The organism is Halomonas sp. KM-1, assembly GCF_000246875.1.
GTDB classification, from domain to species: Bacteria; Pseudomonadota; Gammaproteobacteria; order Pseudomonadales; family Halomonadaceae; genus Halomonas; species Halomonas aerodenitrificans.
In genome coordinates, this window is sequence record NZ_BAEU01000091.1 from 1 (window position 1) to 4993 (window position 4993).

At 63.2% G+C, this 4993-nt stretch carries 5 protein-coding genes and 1 pseudogene; 4 read left to right on the plus strand and 2 right to left on the minus strand.

Annotated features, from left to right (window positions below; genetic code table 11):
• The 4 genes from B8115_RS09845 to B8115_RS09860 form a co-directional block, all read left to right on the plus strand.
• Positions 1-749, plus strand: a 749-nt coding sequence (locus B8115_RS09845) for an aldehyde dehydrogenase family protein (RefSeq protein WP_010627623.1), incomplete at its 5' end; no start/stop codon positions are given.
• A gap of 48 nt (positions 750-797) precedes the next feature.
• Positions 798-2126: a hypothetical protein gene (locus B8115_RS09850; RefSeq protein WP_026038024.1), complete on the plus strand. Its 1329-nt coding sequence runs from the start codon at positions 798-800 to the stop codon at positions 2124-2126.
• Between the two features lie 127 nt (positions 2127-2253).
• Positions 2254-3186, plus strand: coding sequence for a helix-turn-helix domain-containing protein (locus tag B8115_RS09855; protein WP_010627625.1), 933 nt, complete (start codon positions 2254-2256; stop codon positions 3184-3186).
• A 102-nt stretch (positions 3187-3288) separates the two neighbouring features.
• Positions 3289-3765 (plus strand): MarR family winged helix-turn-helix transcriptional regulator, encoded by a 477-nt coding sequence (locus tag B8115_RS09860; protein WP_010627626.1) that lies wholly within the window; start codon positions 3289-3291, stop codon positions 3763-3765.
• A 228-nt stretch (positions 3766-3993) separates the two neighbouring features.
• Here the strand turns inward: B8115_RS09860 and gfa are convergent, their stop codons facing one another.
• Together gfa and B8115_RS09870 are read right to left on the minus strand one after the other, a co-directional pair.
• Positions 3994-4698, minus strand: coding sequence for an S-(hydroxymethyl)glutathione synthase (gene gfa, locus B8115_RS09865; protein ID WP_202949075.1), 705 nt, complete (start codon positions 4696-4698; stop codon positions 3994-3996).
• A gap of 55 nt (positions 4699-4753) precedes the next feature.
• Positions 4754-4993: pseudogene (locus B8115_RS09870) on the minus strand (S-(hydroxymethyl)glutathione dehydrogenase); the annotation flags it as partial.

Consider the following 4993-nt stretch of genomic DNA (forward strand, 5'->3'; position numbering starts at 1 on the left):
CGGGGCAGCGGGTCATGCAGGCGGCGGCCGGCAACCTCAAGCGCCTGACCCTGGAGCTGGGGGGCAACGACGCCTCCATCGTGCTGCCGGGCACGCCGGTGGATGCCGTGGTGGAGGACATCTTCCAGGCGGCGTTCCTCAACATGGGCCAGACCTGTGCGGCGCTGAAGCGGCTCTACGTGCACGAATCCCAGTACCGTGAGTTCGCCGAGGCCCTGGCGGCCATTGCCGAGCGGCAGGTGGTCGGCGCCGGCCTTGAAGAAGGTGTCACCTTCGGACCGATCCAGAACCTCGATCAACTCGAGCTGGTGAGCGAGCTCGTCGACGATGCGCGGGCCCAGGGCGCGGAAGTGCTGTGCGGCGGCGCCCGCCTGGATCGTCCGGGCTACTTCTATCCGCCCACCATCGTCACCGGGGTCAGCGATGGCCACCGCCTGGTGGACGAGGAGCAGTTCGGCCCGGTGCTGCCGCTGATCGCCTATCGCGACGTCGAGGACGCCCTGCGGCGTGCCAATGCTTCACAGATGGGCTTGGGCGGTTCGGTATGGGGTGAGGACGAAGCCCGGGCGCAGGCCATCGCCAGCCAGTTGGAGAGCGGCGTGGCCTGGGTCAACTGCCACGCCCAGATTCAACCCAACACACCCTTCGGCGGCTGCAAGATGTCCGGCTTCGGCGTCGAGTTCGGCCTGGAGGGGCTGCTCGAATTCACCACTCCGCAGCTGTTGTTCATGCGACAGCGCACGAGCTGAGCGGCTCATCAAGCGAGCCAACAACAACAAGACCATCAAGGTACGAACATGAATTCTCATAAGACGACTTGGGTTGCCGGTGGGGTCCTGGCGCTGACGATGACTCTTGGGCAAGCAGGCCAGGCCCAGGCCTATGAACTGATAACGAGTGCCGACGGGGCATTGAACGTCGATCTGCTGGCCGTGCATGGCTGGATGAACAGCCGCAAGAACTACGACGGTAGGGAGGATGGCTCGAGCTGGCGCGAGGGCTTCGTCAAGTACGGCTTCAGCGGCCATCAGGGGATGGGTGGCGGCGGTACCCTCTACGGCGGTCTCAACTGGGTCAGCTCCGCCACCTGGGGGGATGGCGATGCTGGTGGCAACAGCGTGGGCACGGAACGCAGCACCACCCTCGAGGACGCCTACCTGGGATGGCGTTCCGCGGATCTCTTTCCCGCCCTCGGTACGGATGGTGTGGATTTTTCGTTGGGCCGGCAGGCCGTCCAACTGGGCAGGGGCTTCATCGTCAACGACGATGGGTTGAATCTGGGCCGGGGGCCGGCCGATGGGGCTCTGGACCGTGGCGGCGCCTATTACTTGGCGGCCCGGCATGCCTTCGACCGCACTGCGGTGCTGCGCCTCGGCGGGGAGCAGGGCTTGCACGGGACGGCTGCCTGGCTCAAATCCGACAACTTGGCTCAGGCCGAGACCGAGCTGGCCGCCGCCACCCTCGACTATGCCGGCGAGGCAGGTCTGATCGGGCTGACCTGGGTGCATGGTCTCGACGTCAACCGCGAGTGGGCCGACGACTTCCTCGAGCAGCGTGACGGCATGAACGTCTACAGCCTGCGGGGGGAAGGCGACGCCGGTATCGAGAATGCCAACTTCGCCTTCGAGTATGCCTGGCAGAACAAGGATGCCGGCTCGGAAGCCGCCTGGTACGCTGAGGCCGGCTACACCTTCGCCGACACCCCATGGACGCCGAGCCTGACCTACCGCTATACCCGCTATTCGGAAGACTGGGACTCGCTGTTCACCGGCCTGAGCAGCCCCGAACTGGGCACCTGGTTCCAGGGCGAGGTGGCGGCCAACTATGCGGGGCCCTTTGCGCGCAACAATGACGTTCATCATATCGCCTTGCGGGCCAGCCCCAGGGAGAACCTCACTCTGGGGGCGCTGTTCTTCGACTTCAGCACCCTGAAGGGCCGCGATACGCTGAACCTGGATGGCCGGGAGTTGGACCTGTATGTGGAGTGGGCCGTGACCGACAACGTCGTCATCAGCCCTCTGCTGGGGCTGTACAAGCCCAGCAGAGACGAAACCGAGGGCGGAACCCAGGTGGGCGGCAACGGTACCAACGTATACGCACAGCTCGTCTTGGCGGCGTTCTTCTGATGGCTTTAATCTGATAGTTCTGCTCTGATGGCTTGGTTCGACAGCGCTATTGGGTTGGGCGGCCGGTGCCGTAAGCTGAACCATGCTGCTGAGTCGTCGACGGTGCGACGTTTCCATGGGGGCGGGTATGCACTACGAAGTTCGTTCCTTCCATGACTCTCAGCAGCATGCAGCTGCGATACAGGGCTGGCAGCAGGTCTACGACCAGCTTGGTGCCGGTCGCCTTTCGAGCGAGCTTTTCCAGGTGTCGGGCGAGCGCTTCCAGGTCTTCCATGAGGTGCTCGACAAGCGCGTCGTCCAGCATGGGCACGCGCCCAGGCAGCGGTTCTGCATGGCCTTTGCCACGGGCAGGCCGCCCATCATCCAGGGCTGCAAGGTCAGTGCCAACAGCGTTCTGCTGCTGCGCGATGGCGAAGAGTTCCTGCTGCACGCTCCGGAAGGGATGGCGTTCATGTCGTTGAGCGTCGATCTCGAGCGCTTCTCCCGTTTGGCGGAGATCGAGCTGGGTTCGGCGCAGTTTTCCCAACTGCTCTCGATGCCGGGCATCAACGTGCCGATGCGACTGCTGAAAGAGATCAAGGGACAGGTGTGTCGGAACTTAGATGGCCTCATCCGGCCGGGGGAGCTCGCAGCGCCCGTCATCGAGAAGGACATCGAGGAGACCTTGATGGCCGTGCAACTGGACCTTTTCCACCAGGCGCACGTCGAGACGAAACGCAGCGAGCTCGCCGTGAGTTCGTATATCGTCAAGCGTAGTCAGGAGCTTGCCCTGGCCGATCCGGATAGCCCGCTCAGCGTGCTCGATCTGTGCGAGCGCTTGCGGGTGAGTCGCCGAACGTTGCAGAACAGCTTCCAGCGGGTGGTGGGCATTCGTCCGGTGGAATTCCTGCGCAGCATTCGGCTGAATGCGGTGCGCAGGAGGTTGGCAAGCACGCCCGCCTGCGAATGTACGGTAGGTGATGCGGCCTATGAGATGGGCTTCCGTCACCTGAGCCACTTCTCGGCAAGCTACTGCAAGCTGTTCGGGGAATACCCTTCCGAGACACGGCGGCTGGAGTGATCGGAACGGCGCTCCTGTCTGGTAGCTAAAGGTAGCGGCTTTCGTTGCGGTGGGCACATGCTAGAATATTCAACTATTTTATCGCCCTGGAGCGCCCACCCTATGGTTGACAAGGACGAACTGGCATCCTCCTTTTTCCCGCTTTCCGATGACTATAGTTCCCAGGATTTCCCCTTCTACTGGGTGGCCCGGCTTAACGCCAAGTACAGCGCCGACGTGGATACCTTGCTCAAGCCCCATGGCTTGAGCTCCTCCAAGTGGCGGATACTGATGATTCTGCATGAGCAGGGTCGCCTGAGCATGTCGGACATTGCCGTGCATGCCGTGGCCAAGCTCTCCACCATCACTAAGATCGTCTACAAGATGCAGGAGGCGGAGCTGCTCAAGACCGCTCCCTCGCCCCAGGATGGCCGGGTCACCGAAGTGGAGCTGACCGAGGGCGGTGAGGCCAAGCTGGCTGTGGCCAGGGAACTCACCAGTCAGGTGGTGGAAAAGGCCTTCCGTGGGCTGCGCAAGGACGAGGTCATCTACATCAATCAGTGCTTGAGCAAGATGTTCCGCAATCTCAACGCACTTTGAGCCGATCTCGACCTATAGGAAGCGCTGAACAAATCGGCGAGCGAGATGAAGCGCAAGGCGCACGGAGCACAGGAACCGGAGCCTATGGGGTATAGGTGAGGATTCCGCGCACCGCGCAACGCAGTGATTCGCTCGCGCAGGCATTTGTGCAGTGTTTCCATAAAAGCCCCGGGCTCCTTATTAATGGATTCGGAGCCCGGGGCTTTTCGGCTTGTCCTTCCGGTTCGATCACAGCACCCCCTTGGCCTTGGCGGTATGCGTGGCGATGGCGTCCATCAGCGGCGGCGAGAGGCAGTCGTAGGGCGGCAGGCCGAGCTCCTGTAGCCGTGAGCGTACCGCACCCATGTTCTGCGGATCGGCGCCGGACTCGATGATCGACGAGACGAAGGCGGCGAATTCGGGGCCGGCCCAGCCCTCGTCGTGGGAGAGCTCGGTGTGGATGAAATCCAGCCCGTGGAAGGGGTGGCCGGTGTTCTCGATGCGGCCGTACATGTGCACGCCGCAGCCGGTGCAGGCATGGCGCTGGATAGCCGCGGCCGGATCGACCACCTGGAGCTTCTCCTCGTGGGCGCTGACCCTTACCTTGTCGCGGGGTACCACGGCCACCATCGAGAACAGCGCGCCCTCGGGTTTCCAGCACTTAGTGCAGCCGCAGACATGGTTGTGGGCGCACTGGGCGTCGATCGTCACCTCGACCTGTTCGCCGCTGCAGTGGCAGTGGAGCTTGCCGCCGGTGAAGCTGTCGCTGCCGCGCTTGACGCCGTTGTCCACGGCGGGATGGATGTGAACGTTGTGGTGGCTCATGGTGGGTTGACTCCCCTGTGTTGTCGTTTTTTCGGGGTTTCTCGCCGCAGGCGGCGGTCGGGGCGTGCTCTGTGTCGCGGCGGCGGGCTTGCCGCCGAACCAGCGCTGTATCATATCCATCAGGCTCATGCTGCCTCCTTGTCCCCTGGACGTGTATCGCTCTTGTGACGCTTTCGCGCGGCTGTCAATAATGCAGCACGGTACGTATGCTCTTGCCCGCATGCAGCAGCTCGAACGCCTCGTTGATCTGTTCGAACGGCATGTCGTGGGTGATGAACTCGTCGATCTTGATCTCGCCGTCCATGTAGCGCTGCACGTAGCCGGGCAGCTCGCTGCGCCCCTTCACCCCGCCGAACGCCGAGCCGCGCCACACCCGCCCGGTGACCAGTTGGAACGGCCGCGTCGAGATCTCCTCGCCGGCACC